The organism is Variovorax sp. S12S4, from assembly GCF_023195515.1.
Taxonomy (GTDB): Bacteria; Pseudomonadota; Gammaproteobacteria; order Burkholderiales; family Burkholderiaceae_C; genus Variovorax.
The window spans coordinates 5,873,478-5,897,085 of sequence record NZ_JALPKR020000002.1 but is presented as its reverse complement, the minus strand read 5'-3'; the positions used below and the strand labels follow the sequence as shown (position 1 = coordinate 5,897,085).

Sequence of the window (23,608 nt, the reverse complement as noted above, 5' to 3'; positions counted from 1 at the left end):
GACTCTACACCTGCTTCAGGGTTTCCAATTGTCTTCATGACGAACCAGAATGCCCTGAAACCCTTGGCGCCGCACGCCCACGCGCCTGCCGAAACGGCCTGCTGCGGCAACTCCGCGTGTGGATCAACGACCGCCGCCCCCATCGCAGCTGTCGACACCGCCGATGTTCCGAAGGGCGCCTTGCTCTTTCGTATTCCCACGATGGACTGCGCCGTGGAAGAGTCGGAAATCCGGCGCGCGCTCGAGCCCGTTCAGGGCATCAGCGGGCTGCGCTTCCGGCTCGGCGAACGCACCATGGCCATTACGGCCGATGAGGCCACGTTGCCCGATGCGCTGGCCGCCATTCGCAAGGCGGGGTTCAAGCCCGAGCCGCTGAACGACGTGGCGGGCGGGCAGCCTGCCGCCGACGGAACGGCGCGCGCCACCGGCTTCATGACGCCGGAACTTATGCGGCTGGTTGCCGCGCTGGTGCTGGCCATCGCGGCCGAGACGATTTCCTTTCTCGCGCCGGAGGGCGCCGGGTTCACTGCGATGGAGATGGCGCTTGCGCTCGGAGCCATCGGCCTGGCCGGGCTCGATACCTACAAGAAGGGCTTTGCGGCACTGGTGCGCGGGCGGCTGAACATCAATGCACTGATGGCCGTGGCCGTGACGGGTGCCTTCCTGATAGGCCAATGGCCCGAGGCCGCGATGGTGATGGCGCTCTATGCCATTGCCGAAATGATCGAGGCCCGTGCCGTCGATCGCGCGCGCAATGCCATCCAGGGGCTGCTGGCGCTGGCGCCCGAGCAGGCCGAGGTGCGGCAGCCCGACGGCAGCTGGAATACGGCGAAGGCCGACACCGTGGCGCTGGGCGCCGTTGTGCGCATCCGCCCCGGCGAGCGCGTGCCGCTGGACGGCGTCGTCACCCAGGGAACCAGCGCCATCGACCAGGCACCCGTCACCGGCGAGAGCATTCCGGTCGACAAGTCGGCTGGCGATGCGGTGTTCGCGGGCACCATCAACCAGACGGCCGCGCTTGAATTCCGCGTGACGGCGGTGGCAGCCAACACCACGCTGGCCCGCATCATCCATGCGGTCGAAGAGGCGCAAGGCTCACGTGCGCCCACGCAGCGCTTCGTCGACAAGTTCGCGTCGGTCTATACGCCCGCTGTCTTCGTGCTGGCCATTGCCGTGGCGGTGCTCACGCCCTGGCTCATGGGCTGGACCTGGCTGCAGGCCGTCTACAAGGCGCTGGTGCTGCTGGTCATCGCGTGCCCTTGCGCGCTCGTCATTTCGACGCCCGTCACCGTGGTGAGCGCGCTGGCTTCGGCGGCGCGGCGCGGCATTCTGATCAAGGGCGGCACCTACCTCGAAGAGGCGCGCAAGCTGAAGGCGGTGGCGCTCGACAAGACGGGCACCATCACCGAAGGCAAGCCGCGGCTGGTCGAGTCGAGCCTGATCGGGACCGCGGCTGACAAGGATGCGGTCTTTGCGGTTGCGGCAAGCATCGCAAGCCGTTCTGATCACCCCGTGTCCAAGGCCATTGCCGAGGGCCTGGAGATCGAAGCGCTGGAGGTCGGAGACTTCACGGCCCTGCCGGGGCGCGGCGTACAGGCCACGCACGGGGGCCAAGCCTATGTGCTCGGCAACCATCGGTTGATCGAGGAGCGGGGGCTGTGCACCCCGGCGCTCGAAGCCGAGCTGAAGCGCCATGAAGAAGCCGGGCGCACCGTCACGCTGCTGGCCTCCGGCCAGGAGGTGCTCGCGCTGTTTGCGGTGGCCGACACCATCAAGCCCTCTTCGCAGGCCGCCATGGCCGAGCTTCGCTCGCTCGGCGTCACGCCCGTGATGCTGACCGGCGACAACGCCGCCACGGCCCGGGCCATCGGCGCGCATGCGGGCATCGACGACGTGCGTGGCAACCTGCTGCCCGAAGAAAAACTCGACGCTGTCAAGGCGCTCCAGCAGCGCCACGGCGTGGCCGGCATGGTGGGCGACGGCATCAACGATGCGCCCGCGCTCGCCCAGGCGGACATCGGCTTTGCAATGGGCGGCGCCGGCACCGACACGGCCATGGAGGCGGCGGACGTGGTCATCATGAACGACGACCTGCGCCGCCTGCCCGAGACCATTCGCCTGTCGCGCCGGGCGCACTCGGTGCTGTGGCAGAACATCACGCTGGCGCTGGGCATCAAGGGCGTGTTCTTCGTGCTTGCGGTGTTCGGCAGCGCCACCATGTGGATGGCGGTGTTCGCGGACATGGGGGCGAGCCTGCTGGTGGTGGCCAACGGACTGCGGTTGATGCGCATGCCGAAGGCGAGTGACGGCGGCTGAGGCTACCGGGGAGCAGGCGATCGAAAGCCTGGCCTCACCAGCGTGCGGCCCATTTTTCAAGCGGCACGCGCGCCGCGTTGCACACGTAGCTCACGGCGTGGTACCAGCCCGCAAGCATCATCAGCTCGATGAGCTGCGGTGGGCTCCAGTGGGCGCCCAGAGCCTCCCACAGCGCGTCGTCCACATGGCTGGTGTCGTGCAGCTGATCGACCAGCTGAACCAGCAGGCGGTCCCGGGGTGCGAGCAGTTCGAGGTCTTCGGTGACCGAGGCCATCACGCGCCTGTCGGTGGCGCTGAAACCGGCTGCATCGCCAAACGCCGCGATGTGCACACCCCATTCGTACTCCGCGCCGCAGCGCGCACACGCGCGTGATCACCACCTCGCGGTCGCGCAGGTCGATTGCGGCTTTGCGGCCGAGAAGATAGCGGCCGAGTCCCAGCGTGCGCTCGGCCAGTTCGGGGTTGATGGCCAGCACGCGGAACAGCGCTAGAACTTCTGCTCTTCCGGGCGGGTTCATTCGCGCCAGCAGGTCGGCAATCGGTTCGGGGTAAGGCGCTTCGAGCGGCCGGATGCGGGGCGCGCTGTTGTCTGTTGCCGCGAGGGTCGTCATGGTCGAATCCTTCGTAGAATGCGGTTCAAATCGCTACGAAAAGCGTAGCGACGTTTGCAGTCTATCGCTACGAAATGCGTAGCGCAAGAGAAGCCCAGGACCTGATTTTTTGAAACTCGCCTCATGAGCAAAGCCGAAGCCCCGCATGAACCAATGGCCCCTGCTGCATCGCGCCGACCGGTGATGCGGCTGCTCGAGCAACTGGGCCGCAAGGGCACGCTGCGCATCTTGTGGGAACTGCGCGATGGCATGCCGCAAAGCTTCAGGGCCTTGCGTGTGAGCACGGGTGACATGTCGCCCTCGGTGCTGAACGACCGGCTCAAGGAACTGCGCGCGGGCGGCATCGTTGCGCTGGCCGACGCGGGCTACGTGCTGACCGAATCGGGCGGTGAACTCGTCAAGCGGCTCAAGCCGCTCAATCAATGGGCCGATCGTTGGTTCGAAGCGTCTGAACAAAACTAACATCGCGTATTCCCCTTCACCCGCGCTCTGGTCCATGTCCGCCACCTCTCTCCTGCTGCAACTCATCGTCATCCTGAGCACAGCGCGCATCTGCGGCTGGGTGCTTCGCCACGTGGGCCAGCCGAGCGTGGTCGGCGAAATGGCGGCCGGCCTCATGCTCGGGCCGGTCGTCATGGGGGCGCTGTTTCCTTCGCTGCATGCGCAGCTTTTCTCCAAGAGCCACCTCGAGGGGCTGTCGTCGCTTTCGACGGTGGGCCTGGTGCTCTTCATGTTCGTGGTGGGGCTCGAACTGCGGGCCGCGCAGGGCGTGCGCGCGCAGCTGAAGGCCGCCGGCTACGTGGGGGCGCTCAGCGTTGCCGTGCCGATGGTGCTGGGCATTGCAATCTCGCCGGCCTTGCATCCGTCGCTGGCGCCGGCGGGGGTGGGCTTCTGGCCGTTTGCGCTGTTCATGGCAGCGGCGCTTTCGATAACCGCGTTTCCTGTGATGGCGCGCATCCTGAAAGACCGCGGGCTCACGCGCACGCCATTCGGCCAGCTTTCGCTGAGCGCGGCGGCGGTGGTCGACGTGTTCGCGTGGATCTTGCTGGCGCTGGTGGTGGCCCTCGCGGGCGCGGGCGAGGGCTACACCGGCCTGCTCAAGACCACGGCAGGCGTGGTCGTGCTGCTGGCTGTGCTGTTCTTCGGCATGAAGCCGGCCTTCGCATGGCTGCTGCGCACGCGCGCGCCCAACGGCGAGCCTTCGACCACCATGATGGCCTCGCTGATGATCGGCCTCCTGGTGTGCGCACTGGCAACCGAATGGCTGCACCTGCATGCCGTGTTCGGCGCCTTCCTGTTCGGCGCCTGCCTGCCGCGCGACGACCGTTTGCTGAATTCGCTCACCGAGCGCATCGAGCCGATTTCCATCGTGGTGCTGATGCCGCTGTTCTTCGCGCTGGCGGGGCTGGGAACCACCGCCAATGCCTTTACGGGCGCGAGCGTGGGCGCAATGCTGCTGATCGTCGGCGTGGCCACCATCGGCAAGCTGGCCGGTGGGGCCATCGGCGCGCGCATGGCGGGCTACGGATGGCGCGACAGCCTTGCCACCGGTTCGCTCATGAATGCGCGCGGGCTGATGGAGCTCATCGTGATGAAGATCGGCCTGGACGCCGGCTTGATCGGGCCCGAGCTCTTCACCATGCTGCTGGTGATGGCGCTGGTGACTACCGCGATGACGGGGCCGCTGATCAACCTGGTGATGGGCCGCACCAAGGCGCCCGCCGCCGCAGACGAAACGCCGGCCCGCGCAGAGCCCTAGTCAACAGCGGGTACGGCCCAGCATGCGTGTTCAAGGCCAGGAACGGTCTTCGAGCACGTAGCCGCTGCCGCGCACCGTGTGCAGCAGCTTCAGGTCGAAAGGGTCGTCGATCTTGGCGCGCAGCCTGCGAATGGCCACCTCGAGCACGTTGGTGTCGCTGTCGAGCGTGCTGTCCCACACTTCTTCGGCGAGCGTGCTGCGCAAGACGATATGCCCCCTGTTGCGCAGCAGCACCGCCAGCAGCGCGGACTCCTTTGCCGTGAGTTCGATGCGCCGGTGGTTGCGAACGCACTTGCCGCTTGCAAGGTCGAGTTCCAGGTCAGCCAGCCGGAAGGTGGTCGGCTCGTTCGGCTTGCCGCGTTGAACCAGGATGCGTACGCGCGCCAGCAGCTCCGGCAAGGCGAAGGGCTTCACCAGGTAATCGTCTGCGCCCAGCCGCAGGCCGTTCACCCGGTCTTCGACCTTGTCCCGCGCCGTGAGCACCAGCACGGGCACGGTGCTGGTCCGCCGCAGCGCGCGCAGCAGCGCAAAGCCGTCGGCACCGGGAAGCACCGCGTCGAGCAGGATCAACGCGTAGTCGTGCTGCGCGGAAAGGTAGCGGCCCTTGGCGCCATCGCGCGCAATGTCGACTGCGTACCCGTTTTCCTCCAGGCCCTTCTTCAGCTCATCGCCGAGCTGGGGCTCGCCCTCAATGACCAGAATTCGCATCGACGGATGTTAGTTGGGGGGTGGGTGGAAGGCGGGTGCGAACCTGTCGTTTCGAACGACGGACTGGGCGCCGGCCCCGTGTCATACATTGCGCCGCGGGCCTGCGACTCGAAGGGGCAATGCAGGAGCCGTGCCACGTGCCGCCGATATACTTTTGGAACCATGCGCCGCTGGCTCCAGATCTTCTTGCTGTTCCTGCTGCCGTTCCAGTTCAGCTGGGCGGCATCTGCGGCGTATTGCCAGCACGAGCGCGATGTGCAGCCCCGCCATTGGGGCCACCATGAGCACCCGTCCGAGGCGGGCAGCCACGGCGGTACCCGTGCCGACGACACGCAGAAGAGCCCGGGCACGCAACCCAACGCCGTGCTCGGCGACTGCGCGGCCTGCCACCTGGGCCATGCGCAGCATCTGCCGTCAGCGGCAGAGCAGGGGCAAGGCCTGCCTGCGCTCGCGCGGGCATTGCGTGTCATGCGAGCGGAGCACTTTGTCTCGCATATCTCCGAAGTGCCTGTGCGCCCTGCAAGACCTCTCGCCGCTTGATTCGGCGAGAGACAACCCTACCCCTGATACCCCGCATCAGCTGAGCTCTCGCCGAATTCCCTCGCCCGTTGTTTTGCAACCCAGGAGAATTCGATGCGCACGCTCTTCGTGCCGCTGGCCGTCATGGCCTTGGCGGCGCCCCCGGCATTTTCACAAACCGATGCCGGTTCCAATCCTTCGCCGCTGCTGCGGCAGGCTGCTGCAAGAACAGTGGAGCCCGCGGGCCCGCTGGACCTGCGCAGCGCCATCGCGCTCGCACAACGGGCCAACCCCGGGCTTTCGTCCGCCGCGCGCGAGCAGGAGGCCACCGATGCCGCCGTGCTGCAGGCGGGCGCATGGCCTAACCCCGTGCTCGAGGCGCAGGTGGAAGACCTGCGCCGGGGCAACCGCACCACCACGCTGCTGCTGAGCCAGCCCGTCGAGCTGGGCGGCAAGCGCGCAGCCCGCGTGGCGGCGGCCGAACGTGCGCGCGACCAGGCCGCATCGGCGTTGCTTGCGCGGCGTTCGGAGCTGCGTGCATCGACCATCACGCTGTTCTTCGACGTGCTGGCTGCGCAGGAGCGCCTGCGGCTGATGCAGGATTCGTTGGGCCTTGCGCAAGCGGCCACCCGCGCAGCCGCCAACCGCGTGGCGGCGGGCAAGGTTCCGCCGCTCGAAGAGACGCGCTCGCGCGTGGCAGAGGCCGGCATCCAGGTCGAACTGCAGCAGGCCGAGGGCGCATTGCGCTCGGCGCGCCGCCAGGTCGCCGCGCTGTGGGGCAACCCCGATCCGCGCTTCACGCAGGCAGAGGGTGCGGTCGATCGGCCGCCGCCGCTTGCACTGGCGCAGGACGTGGAGAGGCGGCTTGCCGCGGCGCCCATGTTGCGCCAGGCACGGCTCGAGGTCGAGCGGCGCCAGGCGCTTTCGCAACTGGAGCAGGCGCGGCGCGTGCCCGACGTCACCGTGTCGCTCGGCGCCAAGCGTGTGCCGGCCGACGAAGGCATGGGCAGCAGCAACGGCCGCAACCAGGTGGTGGTGGGCGTGTCGGTACCGCTGCCAATCTTCGACACCAACCGCGGCAACGTGGCCGAGGCGTTGAGCCGCGAAGAGAAGGCGCGGGACGACCTTGCCGCGGCCGAGCTGCAGCTGGGTGCCGATGTGGCGCAAGCCACCGAGCGCCTGCGTTCGGCGCGCGCCGCCGCCGAGACGCTGCAGCGCGATGCACTGCCCGGCGCCGAGGCCGCCTACAAGGCTGCCGCCAAGGGCTTCGAGTTCGGCAAGTTCAGCTTTCTCGAAGCGCTCGATGCGCAGCGCACGCACTTCCAGGTGCGCAACCAGTACCTGATGGCCGTGGCCGACGCGCATCGCGCGGCCAGCGAGCTAGACCGGCTGCTGGGCACCGAGGCCGACGAAACCCCGCGTACGGCGGATGCCGCACGCTGACAAGGAAACCACATCATGAATACGGAAGAGCGAAACACGCCCGCGGGGCGCATCGGCAAGAAGCAATGGATGGCGATCGTGGTCGTGCTGGTCGCCGGCATCGCCGCAGGCGCGCTGATCTTGCGTACCGCGCCGGCCAAGCCTGAAGGCTTGGGGCATTCGGAAGCGGCCGAGCATGCCGAGGGCGAGCACCATGAGGAAGAAGGCAAGGGAGAAGAGAAGGACCACGGCCATGACCATGACCACGGGCATGGCCACGCCTCCGGCGAGGACGGCAAGGAAGAGAAGAAGGGCGAGCACACGGAAGGGCACAAGGAAGAGCACAAGGAAGGGCGCAAGGAAGGGCGCAAGGAAGGGCGCAACGAACAGGAGGGAAAGATCGCCTTCACCGACGAGCAGATCAAGGCCGCGGGCGTGGCTGTGGAGAACGCCGGCCCCGCGCGCATCAAGTCGTTGCTGCAACTGCCGGGCGAGATCAAGTTCAACGAGGACCGACTCGCCCACGTGGTGCCGCGCGTGGGCGGCGTGGTCGAAAGCGTATCGGCCAACCTTGGGCAGGAAGTGAAGCGCGGCCAGGTGCTGGCCGTGCTCTCCAGCCCGGCGCTGTCGGAGCAGCGCAGCGAGCTGCAGACGGCGCAGCGCCGGCTCGAGCTGGCCCGCACCACCTACCAGCGCGAGAAGAAGCTGTGGGAAGAAAAGATTTCTGCCCAGCAGGACTACCTGCAGGCGGAGCAGGCCATGCAGGAGGCGCAGATTGCCGTGGCCAACGCCAACCAGAAGCTGCTGGCGCTGGGCGCCACGCCGGCCTCGTCGGCCCTGGGCCGCTACGAGCTGCGCGCACCCTTCGACGGCATGGTGGTCGAAAAGCACATCTCGCTCGGCGAAGCGGTGAAGGAAGACGCCAGCGTGTTCACCATTTCCGATCTTTCGACCGTGTGGGCCGAGATCAGCGTGGCCGCCAACCAGCTGAACCTGGTGCGCATCGGCGAGCCGGCGACCATTCGATCGAGCGCCTTCGAGCAGGCGGCCAGCGGCACGGTGTCGTACGTGGGCTCGCTCATCGGCGCGCAAACGCGCACGGCCACTGCGCGCGTCACCCTGACCAACCCGCAGCGCATGTGGCGGCCAGGGCTGTTCGTGAACGTGGAGCTGGTTTCGTCCGAAGCGAACGCCCCAGTGGCGGTGTCGGCCGAAGCCGTGCAAACGGTGGAAGACAAACCGACCGTGTTCCTGCGAGTGCCAGGCGGCTTTGTGCCCCAGCATGTGCAGACCGGCCGCAGCGACGGCCAGCGCATCGAGATCGTGGGTGGCCTTGCGCCCGGCGCAGCCCATGCGGGCAGCGGCAGCTTCGTCGTCAAGTCGCAGCAGGGCAAGAGCTCTGCCACGCACACCCACTGAGGACGCCGCATGTTCGAACGAGTCATCCGGTTTTCCATCGAACAGCGCTGGCTGGTGTTGCTGGCCGTGCTCGGCATGGCCGCGCTCGGTATCTTCAGCTACCAGAAGCTGCCTATCGACGCCGTGCCAGACATCACCAACGTGCAGGTGCAGATCAACACGGCCGCACCGGGCTATTCGCCGCTCGAGGCCGAGCAGCGCGTGACCTATCCCATCGAGACGGTGATGGCCGGCCTGCCCGGCCTGCAGCAGACGCGCTCGCTTTCGCGCTACGGCCTTTCGCAGGTGACGGTGATCTTCGAGGACGGCACCGACATCTACTTTGCGCGCCAGCTGGTGAACGAGCGCATCCAGTCGGCGCGCGAGAGCATGCCGGCCGGCATCTCGCCGGTGATCGGGCCCATTTCGACCGGCCTCGGCGAGATCTATCTCTGGACGGTGGAGGCAGACGAGGGCGCAAGGAAGGCCGACGGCACGCCCTACACGCCGACCGACCTGCGCGAGATCCAGGACTGGATCATCAAGCCGCAGCTGCGCAACGTGAAGGGCGTGACCGAGATCAACTCCATCGGCGGCTACGCCAAGGAGTTTCAGGTTGCGCCCGATCCCGCCAAGCTGCTGGCGCACGGCCTCACCATGACCGAGCTGGTCACCGCGCTGGAGCGCAACAACGCCAACGTGGGCGCGGGCTACATCGAGAAGCGCGGCGAGCAGTACCTCATTCGTGTGCCGGGGCAGGCCAAGTCGGCCGAAGACATCGGCAACGTGATCCTGGGCAACGCCAACGGCATTCCGCTGCGCGTGCGGGATGTGGCCGAAGTGGGCATCGGCCAGGAACTGCGCACCGGCGCCGCCACCGACAACGGCCGCGAGGTGGTGCTGGGCACGGTGTTCATGCTGATCGGCGAGAACAGCCGTACCGTGTCGCAGGCGGTCGATAAAAAGATGCAGGAGATCAACCGCACCTTGCCCGCCGGGGTGAAGGCGGTCACGGTGTACGACCGCACCGTGCTGGTCGACAAGGCCATTGCCACGGTGAAGAAGAACCTCTTCGAAGGCGCGGTGCTGGTCATCGCGGTGCTGTTTCTCTTTCTCGGCAACATCCGCGCGGCGCTCATCACGGCGTTGGTCATTCCGCTGTCGATGCTGTTCACCTTCACCGGCATGGTGAACCAGAAGGTCAGCGCCAACCTCATGAGCCTGGGCGCGCTGGACTTCGGCATCATCATCGACGGGGCGGTGGTGATCGTGGAGAACTGCGTGCGGCGCCTCGCGCATGCGCAGGCAAAGCTCGGGCGGCCGCTCACGCGCAGCGAGCGCTTCCATGAAGTGTTCGCGGCCTCTCAGGAGGCGCGCCGACCGCTGCTGTTCGGCCAGCTGATCATCATGATCGTGTACCTGCCGATCTTTGCGCTCACGGGCGTGGAGGGCAAGCTGTTCCACCCGATGGCTTTCACCGTGGTGATTGCGCTGCTGGGCGCGATGATCCTGTCGATCACCTTCATTCCGGCAGCCGTGGCGCTCTTCATCGGCAACAGGGTGAGCGAGAAGGAAAACCGCCTGATGCAGTGGGCCAGGCGCGGCTACGAGCCGCTGCTGGCGCGCGTGATGACGGCCAAGCCGCTGGTCATCACCATGGCTTGTGTCGCGGTGGTGCTTTCGGGCCTGCTGGCCACGCGGCTGGGCACGGAGTTTGTGCCGAGCTTGGGCGAGGGCGACTTTGCGGTGCAGGCGCTGCGTATACCGGGCACCAGCCTCACGCAGTCGGTCGAAATGCAAAAGCAGATCGAACGCACGCTGAAAGAAAAGTTTCCGGAGATCGAGCGCGTGTTCGCGCGCACCGGCACGGCCGAGATTGCGTCGGACCCCATGCCGCCGAACATCTCCGACGGCTACATCATGCTGAAGCCCGAGAGCGAGTGGCCGGCGCCTCAAGGTGCATCTCGCCGCACTCGCGCCGAGCTGCTGGCCGCAGTGCAGGAAGAGGTTGAAAAGCTGCCGGGCAACAACTACGAGTTCTCGCAGCCGATCCAGCTGCGCTTCAACGAACTGATCTCGGGTGTGCGCAGCGACGTGGCCGTGAAGATCTTCGGCGACGACATGGCGGTGCTGGACAAGACGGCGGCCGAGGTGTCGGAAACGTTGAGCAAGATCTCAGGTGCCGCAGAAGTGAAGGTCGAGCAGACCACCGGCCTGCCGATGCTCACCGTGAACATCGAACGCGACAAGACCGCGCGCTACGGCCTCAACGTGGGCGAGGTGCAAGAGGCGATTTCCATTGCAGTGGGCGGCCGCGAGGCGGGCACGCTGTTCGAGGGCGACCGGCGCTTCGACATCCTCGTGCGCCTGCCCGAAAACCTGCGCACCGACCTGGAGGCGATCAAGCGCTTGCCGATCGCACTGCCCAGGGGCGCTGGCGCCGAGGCTCAGCAGCGCACCAGCTTCATTCCGCTGGGCGAGGTGGCAACGCTGGAGCTTGCGCCGGGCCCCAACCAGGTGAGCCGCGAGGACGGCAAGCGCCGCATCGTGGTGAGCGCCAATGTGCGTGGCCGCGACCTCGGCTCCTTCGTGGCCGAGGCCGAAGAGGCCATGCGCAAGGTGAGCATTCCGCCGGGCTACTGGACCGCATGGGGCGGCCAATACGAAAACCTGGCCTCGGCCACCGAGCGGCTGCAGGTGGTGGTGCCGGTGTCGCTGCTGCTGGTGTTCACGCTGCTGTTCGCGATGTTCGGCAACCTGAAGGACGGCTTGCTGGTGTTCACCGGCATTCCGTTCGCGCTCACGGGCGGCATCGTGGCGCTGTGGCTGCGCGGCATACCGTTGTCGATTTCGGCGGCGGTGGGCTTTATCGCGCTTTCGGGCGTGGCGGTGCTCAACGGGCTGGTGATGATTTCGTTCATTCGCAACCTGCGCGAGGGCGGGTTGCCGCTCGATGCGGCAATTCGCGAAGGTGCGCTCACGCGGTTGCGGCCGGTGCTGATGACAGCGCTGGTGGCTTCGCTGGGCTTCGTGCCGATGGCGATTGCCACCGGCACCGGCGCCGAGGTGCAGCGGCCGCTGGCGACGGTGGTGATCGGCGGCATCCTGTCGTCGACTGCTCTGACGTTGCTGGTGCTGCCGCTGCTGTACCGCATGGCGCACCGGCGCGACGAGGAAGCCGGGCGCGAAGCCCGGGTTCTCAGTTCCTGATGGCCGACTTCGGCCGGAAGGCCTTGCAGACCGAATCGTCGGTCTCCAGGTACGGCCCGCCGATCAGGTCGATGCAATAGGGCACCGCCGCGAAGATGCCCGGCACGAGCTGCTTGCCGTCGGCATCCTTCAGCCCTTCGAGCGTTTCCGCAATCGACTTCGGCTGCCCCGGCAGGTTGATGATCAGGCTCTTGTCGCGGATGACCGCCACCTGACGCGACAGGATGGCCGTGGGCACGAAGCGCAGGCTGATCTGGCGCATCTGTTCGCCGAAGCCGGGCATTTCCTTGTGGGCCGCGGCCAGCGTGGCTTCTGGCGTTACGTCGCGCAGGGCCGGGCCGGTGCCGCCGGTGGTCAGCACCAGCGAGCAGCCGGCGTCCACCAGCTCGATCAGTGTGGCGCTGATGAGCGCCGCCTCGTCGGGAATGAGCCGCGCTTCGAAATCGATCGGGTTCTTCAGCGCGCGGCCGAGCCATTCTTTCAGCGAAGGCAGGCCCTTGTCTTCGTAGGTGCCGCTGGAGGCGCGGTCGCTGATGGAGACGATGCCGATGCGGATGGAGTCAGGTGTGCTCATGGTGTTGATCCTTCCCCTTCCGGGGAAGGTTGGGATGGGGGCAGCCAGGGTGCCTGATGGATGCGCCGCTTGCCCCCACCCCGGCCCTCCCCGGGAGGAGGGAGAAAGGCAAGTGGCTCATGCGTCCTCTTCCCGGTCCTGCGCGGCGGCCGCCGCAGCGTGGTCCGCACCGCCATGCACCGCCAGCTGCGCACGCACCAGCTGGAAGATCTCGCGGTAAGCCTTGCCCTGTCGCGGCGCTTCGCCCGGCGGGCCGGCCTTCAGGTCCTTGCGGGCCTGGCGCACCAGGGCGCGCAGCTGCTGCGAATCGGTGCCGGGGTGGGTTTCGATCCAGCCGCCCAGCGCGTCGTCGTCGGCAATCAGCCGGTCGCGCCAGCGTTCGGCCTCGTGCAGGGCGGCGGCTTCGGCCGCGGGCACGGTGTTCTGCTCGGCCAGGGCCTGCTTCACGGCCTCCAGCACTTCGGGCTCGAGCTTGCGCATCAGCTTGCCGATGAACTGCATCTGGCGGCGCTTGCCCTCGAAATTGGTGATGCGCTTGGCCTCGGCCACGGCGTCGATCAGCTTTTCGTCCAGCGGCAGCGCGTCGAACAGGCCGGCGCGCAGGCCGAGAAGTTCGGTGCCCAGCTTTTGCAGTTCGTCGCTTTCGCGCTTCAGGTCGGTACGGCTGGCTTCGTCGGTGCCCTTGAGCTCGCGCTTGAGCTCCAGGTCGAGCTCGCTGCCTTCGGCAACGAACTGGCCACGGACGAAATAGCCTTTTTTGGGTTTGCGGGACATGGGGTGGATTCTGGGCCGCCACGTGCAGCGTTGCAACGCGTGCAATGCAAATGGGCGAGCCGGGGGAAACGGAAAATAGGGGGCGCAAGTATCATAGCCACCACATGACGACATCTTCCTCGCGCGCCGATTCCGGCTTCGCCTACAGCCGCTCCTTCTTCGAAAACCTGGTCGACTCGGCCCTGGCCCACGCCAAAAAGCTCGGTGCAACCGATGCCGGCGCCGAGGCCTCCGAGGGCTGCGGCCTCAGCGTCTCGGTCCGCAAAGGCGAGCTCGAAAACGTGGAGCGCAACCGCGACAAGTCGCTGGGCATCACGGTCTACGTGGGCCACCGCCGCGGCAACGCCAGCACCTCCGACTTTTCGGAGGCCGCCATCGCCCAGACCGTGCAAGCGGCCTACGACATTGCCCGCTTCACGGCCGAAGACCCGGTGAGCGGCCTTCCCGACGAGGAAGACATTGCCAAGGACCACCCCGAACTCGACCTGTTCCATCCCTGGGACGTGACGAGCGAGCAGGCCGCCAAGCTGGCGCTGGAATGCGAAGCCGCGGCGCTTTCGACCGACAAGCGCATCACCAACAGCGAAGGCGCGGGCGTTTCGGCCCAGCAGAGCCACTTCTTCAGCGCCCACACGCACGGTTTTCGCGGCGGCTACGCCAGTTCGCGGCATTCGATTTCGGTTGCACCCATCGCCGGCAAGGGCGACGACATGCAGCGCGACTCCTGGTACAGCTCCATGCGCTCGGCCGACGAGCTGGCCAGCCCGCAAGCCGTGGGCCGCTACGCCGCCGAGCGGGCGCTGAGCCGGCTGAAGTCGCGCAAGATCAAGACCACCGAATGCCCGGTGCTGTTCGAGTCGCCGCTGGCCGTGGGCCTGTTGGGCGGGCTGGTGCAGGCCGTGAGCGGCGGGGCGCTCTACCGCAAGAGCACCTTCCTGCTCGATTCGCTCGGTAAACCGGTGCTGCCCAAGCACGTGGACGTGGCCGAAGACCCGCACATCCCGCGCGGCAAGGGCAGCTCGCCGTTCGACGACGAAGGCGTGAAAACCCGCGCGCGCAAGGTGGTGGATGCCGGCCGGCTCGAAGGCTACTTCCTGTCGACCTATTCGGCCCGCAAGCTCGGCATGAAAACCACCGGCAACGCCGGCGGCTCGCACAACCTCACGCTGAGTTCGCGCCTCACCAAGGCCGGCGACGACCTGGACGCCATGCTCGCCAAGCTGGGCACGGGCCTCTTCGTGATCGAGCTGATGGGGCAGGGCGTGAACTACGTGACCGGCGACTATTCGCGCGGTGCCAGCGGCTTCTGGGTCGAGAAGGGGCGCATCGCCTTTCCGGTGCAGGAGATCACCATCGCCGGCAACCTGAAGGACATGCTGATGGGCATCGAGGCCATTGGCGCCGATGCCTACACCTTCGGCGCCAAGACCACGGGCTCGGTGCTGGTCAACCGCATGAAGGTGGCCGGCAGCTGAGCCGGCCAATTCCTCAGACGATCCGGACCGAAAGGTTCGGCAGCCCGTCGATGTGGATCTCGATCACGTCGCCGCGCACCACAGGGCCCACGTTTTCCGGCGTGCCCGAATAGATGATGTCGCCGGGCATCAGCTCGAACGCCTGCGACAGGCGGCTGATCTGCTCCGCCACCGACCAGATCATGTGCTTGAGCGTGGCGTTCTGCTTGGTCTGGCCGTTCACCTTGAGCCAGATCGACCCGTCGGTGTAGTGCCCGACCTTCGCCACCGGATGAATCGGGCCGATGGGCGCCGAATGGTCGAAGCTCTTGCCGATTTCCCAGGGCTTTTTCTGGTCGCCCATTTCGCGCTGCAGGTCGCGGCGGGTCATGTCCAGGCCGAGCGAATAGCCGTAGACCAGCCCCAGCGCATCCGCGGGCGCGATGTTGCGGCCGCCCTTGGCAAGGGCCACGACCAGTTCCACCTCGTAGTGATAGTTCTTGGTGAGCGTCGGGTACGGATGGTCGGCCACGGTGCCGGGCATCACGACCTGGATCGCGTCCGCCGGCTTCTGGAAGAAGAACGGCGGCTCGCGGGTCGGGTCGGAGCCCATTTCGCGCGCGTGGGCCGCATAGTTGCGGCCGATGCAGTAGATGCGCCGCACCGGAAACGCCTGCTCGCTGCCGACGATCGGAACCGTGGTCTGCGCAACCGTGAAGGGCGTTTGCGGCGCCCGCGATGCGCCGGCCGGCAGGGCGCAACCGGCAACTGCGCCGGCCGCCATGGCGGCAGAGCCGGCCAGCAGCCCGCGTCGTGAACTGGACATGATTTTTGTCTCCTGAGTCTTTTGTTGGGCGATGAAAACCGGCCGAGGCCAGCCGGGCCATTCTGGAGCGCGCTGGCGCGGCGCTACCGCACGCATCTACGCAAAAACAGGACGCAAACAACACCCGCCGCCGCTCGGCAGGCCCGGGGCAAAGGCTTACCATCGCGCCATGTCGGCCCTTCAATCCAGCCTTCGCCTCTACGGCATGCAGGAGCGCGCGAACCATCTCGACTTCGACATCCGCTTCGAAGGCGCGCGGGACGTGCTGGCGCGGCCGCACCGGCACGAGTATTTCCAGATCCAGGTCAGCATCCATGGCGGCTCGCAGCAGGTGGTGGGCGGGGCGGTGCGCCCGTTCACTGCCGGGCACCTGAGCTTTGTGCTGCCCTACCGCGTGCACGTGGTGCCGCACCCCCCGGCGCCCGCTATGCCATCGTGAACTTCGACCAGGGGTTTCTCTGGCCCGAGCTGCCGGTCGAGGCGCTCGACCTCGAAGAGGTGCCCGTGTCGCGCCAGCCCGAGCTCGCGCCCTTCCTGTTCCAGGAGTACATGGACTTTCATTTCGGCGACGCCGATTTCGCGCGCATCCTCGGCTGGCTCGAAGAGCTTGCCGTGCTGAACCGCGAGCGGCGCTTCGGCAGCGTGGGCGCGATCCGCGGCATTCTGCTGCAGCTGATGGGCCTGGCCTGCAGCCGGCACGAGGCGCAGCTGCTCGCGCAGGCCGCGCTGCGGACCGGCCGCTGCTCGAGCCGCGATGCGCTCCAGCGCGTGATGCGCTATGTGCGCGAGCACCTGGGCGAAGAGATGTCGCTCAACGATGCCGCCGCGGCCGCCATGCTGTCGCCCAACTACCTTGCGCACCTGCTCAAGAAGCAGACCCACCGCACCTTCACCGAACTGGTGACCGAACGCCGCCTGGAGCGCGCGAAGGAACTGCTGCTGACGTCGAACGCGCGCATTGCCGACATCGCGCGGCAGTGCGGCTTTGGCGACGCGGTGTACTTCAGCCGCCGGTTCAGGTTGCGCAACGGCGTGACGCCGCGGCAGTTTCGCAGCCAGGCCGATGCCGGGCTTGGCAAGGCGACAGGGCCTGACAGGCAAGCAAGCCACCCCCGAGAGATGCCATGAGCAGACACCACACCGCGCGAAAGCCGGAACTCGAACATGAACTCATGCGCGATCCGCGGCTCGGATTCGAGCCGGCGGGCGGGAGCTCCGTGCGCTGCCTGCAGCACGGCGTGCCCTGGCCGTTCGACTGCTGGCACTACCACGACGAGTACGAACTGCAGATCATCAACCGCAGCAGCGGCGATGCCTATGTCGGCAACCACATCGGACGCTTCGAGCCCGGCTACGTGGCGCTTGTGGGCGGGCGCCTGCCGCACACCTGGATCTCGGACGGCGTGCCGCCCGAGGGCATTGCCGATCGCAGCATGGTCATTCATTTTCGCGACGAGCCGCTGCGCAAGGGCGTGGGCTTGTTCCCCGAGCTGGAGGCGGTGCTGCCGATGCTCGACCGCGCGAAGCTCGGCGTCGAGTTCTTCGGTGTCGGCGAGCGTGTGCGGGAGCGCTTTGCGCGTGTTCAGGCGCAGGAGGGTTTGGCCCGGCTGTCGGAGTTCATCGGCCTGCTGCACGAGCTCGCCAACTGGGAAGACTATCGCCAGATTTCGAGTGCCGCAGGCCCGCTGGGCGAAGACCCGAGCGCCAACTCGCGCATGCGCCGCGTGCTCGACTACCTCGACCAGCACCTCACCGAAGACCTCTCGCTGCCGGCGGTGTGCGCGGTGGCCAACATGGCCGAAAGCAGCTTCTCGCGCTACTTTCACAAGCACATGGGCAGCACGTTCACCGACTTCGTCACCCGTCTGCGCATTTCGAAAGCTTGCGAGATGCTGCAAGTGTCCGACCGGCTGGTGAGCGACATCTGCTATGAGGTGGGCTTTTCGAACCTCGCCAATTTCAACCGGCGTTTTCTTCAGCTCAAGGGCATGACACCCTCGGCTTACCGGCACCAGGCGCAAGACCGGTTCGGACTTCGCACGGCGCAGAACACGCCGGTTGCTGCCGTGGCTTGAAAATGCGCAGTCCATGAAAGAAGACCCTCAACCCCCGTCACGCCCGCGCATCTACCTGGCGGGGCCGGACGTCTTTCGCCCCGACGCGCGGGACCACTTCGTGCGGCTTGCAGCGGCCTGCGAGGCGCTGGGGCTTGCGGCCCTGCTGCCGGCCGACGGCAACGAGGAGCTGAGCGCCGAAGCTCCCGAAAAGCGCATCTACGAGGCCAACATGCTGCGCCTTCGCGGTGCCGACGGCGTGGTGGCCAATCTGGCGTGCTTTCGTGGACTGGAGCCCGATTCGGGCACGGTGTTCGAGGTTGGCGCCGCGGTGGCGCTCGGCATTCCGGTCGTGGCCTACGGCGTTCCGGAAGGCAGCTATGCGGACCGCGCCAGGTCCGCCTTGCCATGCGCGGTCGATCCGGCCGGCGTGCTGCGCGAAAACGGCAGCGGCATTGCGGTCGAGGACTTCGGACAGCCGCTGAACCTCATGCTGGCCTGCTCGATCCACATTGCGCCGACGCCCGAGGCGGCGTTGTCGAAGATGGCGGAACTGCTCGCCTGATACAACCCTGACCCCCGGCAAAACCCCGAGCCGGCTGGTCATAAAAATATCAGTCAACCGGTCTGCGTGTACGCAGCGCCGGGCATCGGCTGCATACGCTTCGTCCCTCCTGCTTCTGCCGTCCACGCGCCGGCAAGTTGCCGGCAATCCACAACAAGCCACTAGGAGACGAACGATGTCGACTCGAACCACACGCCGCATCACGGCCGGCACCATGCTGCTGGCAGCGCTGGCCACCTGGGGTCAGGCGCAGGCCCAGGTCTGCAAGGAAGACGTGCGCGTGCTGTCGCAGCCCCGCGACGGCCTGACCCTGCTCGAAAAGTACAAGGACGAGTTCAAGAGCCTGAGCGGCGCCTCCTTCAGCATCGACAACCTCAACGAGAACGACCGCCGCACCAAGACGCGCGCCGACGCTTCCACTGTCGGAAAGTACAACGTGTACTACGTCGACGAGGCCAATGTGCCGCTGTTCGCGCAGTCGAAATGGATTGCGCCGCTAGCGAAGTACTACCCGGCCGACTACGACTACGCGGACTTCGACCCCGGCCGGCAGAAGGTGGCCACCTTCGGCGGCGAGGCCTGGTTCGCGCCGCTCACCGGTGGCGGCGACCTGCTGGTGTACCGCAAGGACCTGCTCGAAAAGGCCGGCATCAAGCCACCGGCCACGCTGGAGGAATTTGTCGCCGCCGCGAAGAAGCTCAACGACCCCGCCAACGGGATCTACGGCGTGGCCTTGCGCGGCCAGCGCGGCTCGGGCGCCAACGTATGGCGCTGGATGCCGTTCTTCCGCGGCAACGGCGGCCAGTGGTTCGACGGCGACAAGCCGGTGTTCAACTCGCCTGCGGCGGTGAAGGCCACGCAGACTTATCTCGAACTGTTCAAGTATTCGGCGCCGGGCACGAAGACCGGTGGATGGGACGAGTCCACGGGCGCATTCCTGGCCGGCAAGGTGGCGATGCTGATCGAATCGACACCGCTGGCGGGCAACGCGCTCGACCCGAAGATGTCTACCGTGATCGGCAAGGTGGCCTACCTGCCGCCGCCTTCGCCGCTGACCGGCGGCGGCTACGGCCACGGGCTGGCCATCGGCACCAAGGCCAACAAGACAGAAGAGGCGAAGAAGTGCGCGGGCCTGTTCATCGCCTGGGCCACCTCCAAGAAGAACGAGCAGCGTCGCCTTGCCGAAGGCCAGTTCGGCGAACTGAACCGCACCAGCGTGCTCGGCAGCCCCGAGTTCGCCAAGCGCTACGGCGCCGACCTGGGCAAGGCGCTGGCGGACACCGGCAAGCTCACGGCGGTGAACTTCTGGCAGGACGCGGCCTGGCCCGACCTGGGCGACCGCTGGGGAATCATTCTCGAAGAACTGATCACCGGTTCGCGCAGCGACATCAAGGGCGGGCTGGACGAACTCGACGCCTACGCCAGGCAGCTGATCGCGCGACGCAAGAAGTGAAGAAGACAAGGCGCAACAAGACAAGGCTCCCGGCCGTCTTCATCGGGCCGGGGCTGCTGGTGCTGGCGGTTCTGGCGCTGGTTCCCACGCTGTTTGCCATCGTCATCTCGCTGCAGGACCGTGAGCTGGGGCAGGCCGATTCGAGCTGGGTGGGGTTGTCGAACTATGTCCAGCTGTTTTTGGACCGGCGCTTCCTGAACTCGGTGGGTGTGTCGCTGACGTGGGAAGTGCTGACCGTCAGCGCCACCATGGGCCTGGCCGTGCTGCTGGGCGTGCTGCTCTTCCAATGCGCGACACCGCGCTGGCGCAACGTGCTGTCGATGCTGTTCATCGTGCCGGTGCTGCTGCCGCGCGTGTCGGCCGCCTTCGTATGGAAATTTGCCTTCCATCCGTTGTTCGGCCTGTTGACCTGGCCGTACAAGGCGATTACCGGCGAGCCGCTGGACCTGCTTGCCAGCCCGGTGACGGCGCTGCTGACCGTGGCCTTCGTGGACGTGTGGCAGTGGGGGCTGTTCTTTGCCGTCATCGTGCTCAAGCTGCTCGAAACGCTGCCGCCGCAACCTTTCGAGGCCGCGCGCATGGACCATGCGAAGACGTGGGAGGTCTACGCCTACGTGGCGTTGCCGATGCTGAAGGCGCCGCTCATCAGCCTGACCTTCGTGAAGATGGTCGAGTCGCTGCGCGCGTTCGACCTGATCTACGTGATGACGCGCGGCGGGCCCGGCATTTCCACAGAAACGCTGGACATGTACGCGTTCTCGCAGGGCTTCATCGAGTCGGGCCGCATTTCGTACGCCTCGAGCATGGCGGTGCTGATGATGGTCGCCTCGACCGTGGCATTCACCTACATCTGGAAATGGACGCGACCCTCGTGAACAAGAAGAAGCCGTTCTCCCTTGGCACGCTGCTCGCGCGCCTGGTGCTGGTGGGCGCGGGGCTCTCGGCGCTGGTGCCGGTGCTGTGGACGTTCATCAACTCGTTCAAGAACCGGGTGGACATCGTCTCGGCGGTGCCCAAGTTCGTCTTCACGCCGACACTCGAAAACTACCTCTACGTGCTTGGCCGCGATTCCGTGGCCAGCGGGTTGGTCAACTCGCTGGTGGTGGTCGGCTCGGCTGTGGTCATTGGCGCAGTGCTGGGGCTGCCTGCCGCCTATGCGCTGGCGCGCTATCCGCTGCGCTGGGCCAACGACATCCAGTTCTTCGTCTTGTCGATGCGATTCCTGCCGCCGGTGGCTGTCGCCATTCCGCTGATGGTGATCTGGCTGCAACTGGAGCTCTACGACACCCGCATTGCGCTCATCGTGACCTACACGCTGCTCACGCTCTCCACCGTGATCTGGCTGGCGATTCCGGCTTTCAAGGCGGTGCCCAAAGAGGTGGAGGAGGCCGGCAGGGTCGACGGCTACGGGCCTTACGCCATCTTCTTTCGCGTGTCGCTGCCGATTGCAGCTCGTTCACTCATCAGGGCCATTGCCTTCGGCTTTGTGCTGGTGTGGAACGAGTTTCTCATTGCGCTGATGCTCACCACCTCGGACGCCAAGACGCTGCCCATCGTCGCCTCGGAGCTCAGCCAGCTGGGGCGCGACGTGCCCTGGGGCATTCTGAATGCCTCCGTCATCCTGCTGTCGCTGCCGCCGCTGTTGATGGTCGGGGTGCTCAGCGGCTTTCTCAACGCCGCGTTCAAGCGCAAAAGGGACGGCGCATGAGCCGGGCCGATCAACTTTCCGGAAGGCAGACCATGTCCGCGATCAGCTGCAACAACATCATCAAGCGCTACGGCGACACGCAGGTCGTGCACCAGTTCGACCTGGAAGTGTCGGACAACGAGTTCGTCGTGTTCCTCGGGCCTTCGGGCTGCGGCAAGTCGACCATCCTGCGCATGCTGGCGGGGCTGGAAGAAATCAGCGACGGCGACCTGCTGATCGGCGGCCGGCGCGTGAACGACCTGCCGCCGCAGGAGCGCGGCATTGCCATGGTGTTCCAGAACTACGCGCTTTATCCGCACATGACGGTGCGCGACAACATTGCCTTCGGCCTCAAGCGCTTGAAGGTGCCCAAGGCCGAGATCGACAGCCGCATCAAGGAGGTGTCCGACACGCTCGGGCTGGAGCGCTATCTGCAGCGCAAGCCGGCGGAACTTTCGGGCGGCCAGCAGCAACGCGTGGCGATTGCGCGCGCCATGATCAAGACGCCCAAGGTCTTCCTGTTCGACGAGCCGCTGTCCAACCTCGATGCCAAGCTGCGCAACCACATGCGCATCGAGATCGCCCGGCTGCACCAGGCACTGAAGACCACCACCGTGTACGTGACGCATGACCAGCACGAGGCGATGACGCTGGCCGACCGCATCGTGCTGCTGCGCGACGGAAGCATCGAGCAGGTGGGCTCGCCCAAGGAGATCTTCGAACGGCCGCGCTCGGCCTTTGTGGCCGGCTTCATCGGCACACCGCCGATGAACCTCGTCGAGATGGCGGTCAGGGACCTTGGCGGGCGCTGCGAGCTGAGCGGCCGGGGCGGCAGCGTGCAGGTGGACGCGCGCCGGTTCGCGCTCGAGGGGCGCGAGCGCGTGACCCTGGGCGTGCGCCCCGCGCACCTGCAGGTCGACACGAACGATGGGCGCAACGGCGGCTTCTCGGGCGAGGTGCAGCTCATCGAATATCTCGGCAACGAAGTGCTGGTGAGCTTTGGTGCGGACGGCAGCGAAATTTCCGCGCTGATGCCCTCGGCGCAAGGGCCGCGGCTGCGCGAGCGCGTCAGCTTCGTGCCCGACCCGCTGCAGATGCACCTGTTCGATGTTGAAACCGGCGCCTCGCTGCTGCGCGCCGACACGCCCTTGCACTGAAACCCCCAAGCACACCCTTAGCGAAAGATCGACATGAGAGCACTTGTTCTGGAAAAGGCGCACGAACTCACGCTGCGCGACGTCGAGGTTCCCCTGCACGTGGGGCCCCGCGACGTGAAGATCCGCATGCACACGGTGGGCGTTTGCGGCAGCGATGTTCACTACTACCAGCATGGCGGCATCGGCCCCTACACGGTCGACGAGCCGATGATCCTCGGCCACGAAGCTTCCGGCGTGGTGGCCGAAGTGGGAGCGGAGGTCACGCACCTGAAGCCTGGCGACCGGGTGTGCATGGAGCCCGGCATTCCGCAGATGGATTCGCGCGCGACGCGCGAAGGCATCTACAACCTCGATCCGGCCGTGCGCTTCTGGGCCACGCCGCCCATCCACGGTTGCCTCACGCCTTTCGTCGTGCATCCGGCCGCATTCACCTTTCGCCTGCCGGACAACGTGAGTTTTGGCGAAGGCGCCATCGTCGAGCCGCTGGCCATCGGCCTGCAGGCCGCTAAGAAGGCAGCGCTCAAGCCTGGCGACGTGGCGGTTGTCGTCGGTGCCGGCACCATCGGCGCCATGACGGCGCTGGCCGCGCTCGCGGGCGGTGCGGCGCGCGTGATCCTTGCCGACCTGGTTGCTGAAAAGCTGGCGCTGTTTGCCGGCAATCCCGCGGTGACCACGGTCAACGTGCGTGACACCAACCTTGCGGAAACCGTGAAGACGCTCACCGACGGCTGGGGCGCCAATGTGGTGTTCGAAGCCAGCGGCAGCACGCGCGCCTTCGACGGCATCTTCGACCTGCTGTGCCCCGGCGGGTGCCTGGTGCTGGTGGGCATTCCGCCCGCCAAGGTGGCCTTCGACATCGTCGCGATCCAGGCGAAGGAAGTGCGCATCGAATCCGTTTTTCGCTACGCCAACATCTTTCCGCGCGCGCTCGCGCTGATCGCCTCGGGGCAGGTGAACGTGAAGCCGTTCATCTCGCGCACCTTCGCTTTCGAAGACGGCATCAAGGCCTTCGAAGAGGCCGCGGCGGGCAAGGCGACGGACGTGAAGATCCAGATCGAGTTTCCCGAGCCTGCAGCGGCCTGAGCCTGCGGCGGCCGCAAGGCAGGCGCCAATGCGGTGGC

At 66.6% G+C, this 23,608-nt stretch carries 21 protein-coding genes and 1 pseudogene; 17 read left to right on the top strand and 5 right to left on the bottom strand.

The genetic code is table 11. The annotated features are described in order from the left end of the window. Window positions 1-36 precede the first annotated feature (36 nt). A complete protein-coding gene (locus M0765_RS28805) occupies window positions 37-2,316 on the top strand; it encodes a heavy metal translocating P-type ATPase (protein ID WP_258508059.1) in 2,280 nt (759 codons plus the stop codon). A gap of 34 nt (window positions 2,317-2,350) precedes the next feature. Here the strand turns inward: M0765_RS28805 and M0765_RS28800 are convergent, their stop codons facing one another. Next, the gene (locus M0765_RS28800; protein ID WP_258508057.1) at window positions 2,351-2,590 is read right to left on the bottom strand and encodes a hypothetical protein; all 240 of its coding nucleotides are present in this window, start codon (window positions 2,588-2,590) and stop codon (window positions 2,351-2,353) included. Here M0765_RS28800 and M0765_RS28795 point away from each other — a divergent pair. The 3 genes from M0765_RS28795 to M0765_RS28785 all read left to right on the top strand — a co-directional run bounded on the left by M0765_RS28795 (window position 2,577) and on the right by M0765_RS28785 (window position 4,686). Next, entirely contained in the window at window positions 2,577-2,807 is a 231-nt protein-coding gene (locus M0765_RS28795; RefSeq protein ID WP_258508055.1) for a hypothetical protein, read from the top strand. The two genes, M0765_RS28800 and M0765_RS28795, sit on opposite strands and share 14 nt — an antisense overlap. A 243-nt stretch (window positions 2,808-3,050) precedes the next feature. Beyond that, window positions 3,051-3,389: a winged helix-turn-helix transcriptional regulator gene (locus tag M0765_RS28790; RefSeq protein ID WP_258501283.1), complete on the top strand. Its 339-nt coding sequence runs from the start codon at window positions 3,051-3,053 to the stop codon at window positions 3,387-3,389. A gap of 34 nt (window positions 3,390-3,423) precedes the next feature. After that, the gene (locus M0765_RS28785; protein WP_258508053.1) at window positions 3,424-4,686 is read left to right on the top strand and encodes a cation:proton antiporter; all 1,263 of its coding nucleotides are present in this window, start codon (window positions 3,424-3,426) and stop codon (window positions 4,684-4,686) included. A gap of 30 nt (window positions 4,687-4,716) precedes the next feature. Here M0765_RS28785 and M0765_RS28780 read toward each other — a convergent pair whose 3' ends face one another. Then, complete coding sequence (locus M0765_RS28780) at window positions 4,717-5,394, bottom strand: response regulator (RefSeq protein WP_258501356.1); 678 nt, start codon at window positions 5,392-5,394, stop codon at window positions 4,717-4,719. A 162-nt stretch (window positions 5,395-5,556) separates the two neighbouring features. Here M0765_RS28780 and M0765_RS28775 point away from each other — a divergent pair, with 162 nt between their 5' ends. The 4 genes from M0765_RS28775 (at window position 5,557) to M0765_RS28760 (ending at window position 11,943) form a co-directional block, all read left to right on the top strand. Further along, a complete protein-coding gene (locus M0765_RS28775) occupies window positions 5,557-5,934 on the top strand; it encodes a hypothetical protein (protein ID WP_258501355.1) in 378 nt (125 codons plus the stop codon). A 93-nt stretch (window positions 5,935-6,027) separates the two neighbouring features. Beyond that, entirely contained in the window at window positions 6,028-7,356 is a 1,329-nt protein-coding gene (locus M0765_RS28770) for a TolC family protein (protein ID WP_258501353.1), read from the top strand. 15 nt (window positions 7,357-7,371) lie between these two features. Further along, window positions 7,372-8,754 (top strand): efflux RND transporter periplasmic adaptor subunit, encoded by a 1,383-nt coding sequence (locus M0765_RS28765; RefSeq protein ID WP_258501352.1) that lies wholly within the window; start codon window positions 7,372-7,374, stop codon window positions 8,752-8,754. 9 nt (window positions 8,755-8,763) lie between these two features. After that, entirely contained in the window at window positions 8,764-11,943 is a 3,180-nt protein-coding gene (locus tag M0765_RS28760; protein ID WP_258501351.1) for a CusA/CzcA family heavy metal efflux RND transporter, read from the top strand. Here M0765_RS28760 and mog read toward each other — a convergent pair. After that, entirely contained in the window at window positions 11,933-12,517 is a 585-nt protein-coding gene (gene mog, locus M0765_RS28755; protein WP_258501349.1) for a molybdopterin adenylyltransferase, read from the bottom strand. The two genes, M0765_RS28760 and mog, sit on opposite strands and share 11 nt — an antisense overlap. Before the next feature lie 117 nt (window positions 12,518-12,634). After that, on the bottom strand, window positions 12,635-13,291 hold the full coding sequence (gene yjgA / locus M0765_RS28750) for a ribosome biogenesis factor YjgA (RefSeq protein WP_258508052.1): 657 nt from the start codon (window positions 13,289-13,291) through the stop codon (window positions 12,635-12,637). 104 nt (window positions 13,292-13,395) lie between these two features. Here yjgA and pmbA point away from each other — a divergent pair, with 104 nt between their 5' ends. Continuing rightward, entirely contained in the window at window positions 13,396-14,766 is a 1,371-nt protein-coding gene (pmbA, locus tag M0765_RS28745) for a metalloprotease PmbA (RefSeq protein WP_258501348.1), read from the top strand. 13 nt (window positions 14,767-14,779) lie between these two features. On the opposite strand, the gene M0765_RS28740 is transcribed toward pmbA, so the two are convergent. Next, window positions 14,780-15,571 (bottom strand): fumarylacetoacetate hydrolase family protein, encoded by a 792-nt coding sequence (locus M0765_RS28740; protein WP_258501347.1) that lies wholly within the window; start codon window positions 15,569-15,571, stop codon window positions 14,780-14,782. A 205-nt stretch (window positions 15,572-15,776) separates the two neighbouring features. Here M0765_RS28740 and M0765_RS28735 point away from each other — a divergent pair. From M0765_RS28735 to M0765_RS28700, 8 genes and pseudogenes are all read left to right on the top strand, one after another. After that, window positions 15,777-16,699, top strand: a pseudogene (locus tag M0765_RS28735) (AraC family transcriptional regulator). Then, window positions 16,696-17,646 carry an AraC family transcriptional regulator gene (locus M0765_RS28730; protein WP_258501345.1) on the top strand — a complete coding sequence of 317 codons (951 nt, stop codon included), beginning with the start codon at window positions 16,696-16,698 and terminating at the stop codon, window positions 17,644-17,646. The pseudogene M0765_RS28735 and the gene M0765_RS28730 overlap by 4 nt, the downstream one beginning before the upstream one ends. 13 nt (window positions 17,647-17,659) lie before the next feature. Beyond that, on the top strand, window positions 17,660-18,190 hold the full coding sequence (locus M0765_RS28725; RefSeq protein WP_258508051.1) for a nucleoside 2-deoxyribosyltransferase: 531 nt from the start codon (window positions 17,660-17,662) through the stop codon (window positions 18,188-18,190). Between the two features lie 175 nt (window positions 18,191-18,365). After that, entirely contained in the window at window positions 18,366-19,643 is a 1,278-nt protein-coding gene (locus M0765_RS28720) for an ABC transporter substrate-binding protein (protein WP_258501341.1), read from the top strand. Continuing rightward, on the top strand, window positions 19,640-20,518 hold the full coding sequence (locus M0765_RS28715) for a carbohydrate ABC transporter permease (RefSeq protein WP_258501340.1): 879 nt from the start codon (window positions 19,640-19,642) through the stop codon (window positions 20,516-20,518). The genes M0765_RS28720 and M0765_RS28715 overlap by 4 nt, the downstream gene beginning before the upstream one ends. Next, on the top strand, window positions 20,500-21,351 hold the full coding sequence (locus M0765_RS28710; protein ID WP_258508049.1) for a carbohydrate ABC transporter permease: 852 nt from the start codon (window positions 20,500-20,502) through the stop codon (window positions 21,349-21,351). Before M0765_RS28715 ends, M0765_RS28710 begins: the two co-directional genes overlap by 19 nt. A 32-nt stretch (window positions 21,352-21,383) precedes the next feature. Further along, complete coding sequence (locus M0765_RS28705; protein ID WP_258508047.1) at window positions 21,384-22,487, top strand: ABC transporter ATP-binding protein; 1,104 nt, start codon at window positions 21,384-21,386, stop codon at window positions 22,485-22,487. Between the two features lie 33 nt (window positions 22,488-22,520). Continuing rightward, window positions 22,521-23,570: an NAD(P)-dependent alcohol dehydrogenase gene (locus M0765_RS28700; RefSeq protein WP_258508045.1), complete on the top strand. Its 1,050-nt coding sequence runs from the start codon at window positions 22,521-22,523 to the stop codon at window positions 23,568-23,570. Window positions 23,571-23,608 lie beyond the last annotated feature (38 nt).

What these genes read in the sequence shown, in the direction of transcription:
- M0765_RS28805 (WP_258508059.1), top strand. Translation starts at nt 37, where the DNA reads ATGACGAACCAGAATGCCCTGAAACCCTTGGCGCCGCACGCCCACGCG.
- M0765_RS28800 (WP_258508057.1), bottom strand. Translation starts at nt 2,590, where the DNA reads ATGGCCTCGGTCACCGAAGACCTCGAACTGCTCGCACCCCGGGACCGC.
- M0765_RS28790 (WP_258501283.1), top strand. Translation starts at nt 3,051, where the DNA reads ATGAGCAAAGCCGAAGCCCCGCATGAACCAATGGCCCCTGCTGCATCG.
- M0765_RS28785 (WP_258508053.1), top strand. Translation starts at nt 3,424, where the DNA reads ATGTCCGCCACCTCTCTCCTGCTGCAACTCATCGTCATCCTGAGCACA.
- M0765_RS28780 (WP_258501356.1), bottom strand. Translation starts at nt 5,394, where the DNA reads ATGCGAATTCTGGTCATTGAGGGCGAGCCCCAGCTCGGCGATGAGCTG.
- M0765_RS28775 (WP_258501355.1), top strand. Translation starts at nt 5,557, where the DNA reads ATGCGCCGCTGGCTCCAGATCTTCTTGCTGTTCCTGCTGCCGTTCCAG.
- M0765_RS28770 (WP_258501353.1), top strand. Translation starts at nt 6,028, where the DNA reads ATGCGCACGCTCTTCGTGCCGCTGGCCGTCATGGCCTTGGCGGCGCCC.
- M0765_RS28765 (WP_258501352.1), top strand. Translation starts at nt 7,372, where the DNA reads ATGAATACGGAAGAGCGAAACACGCCCGCGGGGCGCATCGGCAAGAAG.
- M0765_RS28760 (WP_258501351.1), top strand. Translation starts at nt 8,764, where the DNA reads ATGTTCGAACGAGTCATCCGGTTTTCCATCGAACAGCGCTGGCTGGTG.
- mog (WP_258501349.1), bottom strand. Translation starts at nt 12,517, where the DNA reads ATGAGCACACCTGACTCCATCCGCATCGGCATCGTCTCCATCAGCGAC.
- yjgA (WP_258508052.1), bottom strand. Translation starts at nt 13,291, where the DNA reads ATGTCCCGCAAACCCAAAAAAGGCTATTTCGTCCGTGGCCAGTTCGTT.
- pmbA (WP_258501348.1), top strand. Translation starts at nt 13,396, where the DNA reads ATGACGACATCTTCCTCGCGCGCCGATTCCGGCTTCGCCTACAGCCGC.
- M0765_RS28740 (WP_258501347.1), bottom strand. Translation starts at nt 15,571, where the DNA reads ATGTCCAGTTCACGACGCGGGCTGCTGGCCGGCTCTGCCGCCATGGCG.
- M0765_RS28730 (WP_258501345.1), top strand. Translation starts at nt 16,696, where the DNA reads ATGAGCAGACACCACACCGCGCGAAAGCCGGAACTCGAACATGAACTC.
- M0765_RS28725 (WP_258508051.1), top strand. Translation starts at nt 17,660, where the DNA reads ATGAAAGAAGACCCTCAACCCCCGTCACGCCCGCGCATCTACCTGGCG.
- M0765_RS28720 (WP_258501341.1), top strand. Translation starts at nt 18,366, where the DNA reads ATGTCGACTCGAACCACACGCCGCATCACGGCCGGCACCATGCTGCTG.
- M0765_RS28710 (WP_258508049.1), top strand. Translation starts at nt 20,500, where the DNA reads ATGGACGCGACCCTCGTGAACAAGAAGAAGCCGTTCTCCCTTGGCACG.
- M0765_RS28705 (WP_258508047.1), top strand. Translation starts at nt 21,384, where the DNA reads ATGTCCGCGATCAGCTGCAACAACATCATCAAGCGCTACGGCGACACG.
- M0765_RS28700 (WP_258508045.1), top strand. Translation starts at nt 22,521, where the DNA reads ATGAGAGCACTTGTTCTGGAAAAGGCGCACGAACTCACGCTGCGCGAC.